Consider the following 623-nt stretch of genomic DNA (forward strand, 5'->3'; position numbering starts at 1 on the left):
CGAGACCACTGCCGAGAAGCCGTTGCCGGCATCGAAGTAGTACTGGACGACGTTGGTGTCGAAATCGCCGTAGGGAACCAGCGTATCCTGGATGACGTTGCCGGCGTAGCCGACGAACGTGTCGAAGGCCGATTCGTCCTTACCGACGCGCAGGCCACCGAGCTGGATCCAGGCGAAGTTCAGCGAGACGTCCCGGTTATGGGCGGCGTTGACGTCCTCGAAAGCGTTGTCGTCGCCAAAGTTGAAGCGGGTCTCGGTGTAGGTCTTCAACGTGCCGAGTTCGGTTTCCTGGCCTGTCCAGGTCTTCAGCGTGAAGCGGGTATTCTTCAGCCAGGTGTTGTGGTCATCACCATCCTGGTGATCCGCGGCTTTTGCACCATCGAACGAACCGAGGTCGCCACCGCCGATGTCGTAACGGATATAGCCGCCGATGCGCAGGCAGGTTTCGGTGCCGGGGATGTAGAAGTAGCCAGCGCCGTAGACGTCGCAGATCTTGACGTATTCAGCGGGTTCCGGCTCGGCGACGACGACGGCGTCGGCGGCGCGCGCACCGGAAACTGCGATCAGGGCCGCAGCGGAGCCGAGGAGAAGGCTCTTGATGTTCATTTTCTGACCTCCAGTCA

1 protein-coding gene is annotated in these 623 nt (G+C 61.0%); it reads right to left on the minus strand.

The genetic code is table 11. The annotated features are described in order from the left end of the window. Window positions 1-606: porin (locus EN964_RS36510; RefSeq protein WP_164776576.1), on the minus strand; the 606-nt coding region annotated here is incomplete at its 3' end. Window positions 607-623 lie beyond the last annotated feature (17 nt).

This window comes from Mesorhizobium sp. M7A.F.Ca.CA.001.10.2.1, assembly GCF_003998575.1.
Taxonomy (GTDB): Bacteria; Pseudomonadota; Alphaproteobacteria; order Rhizobiales; family Rhizobiaceae; genus Mesorhizobium.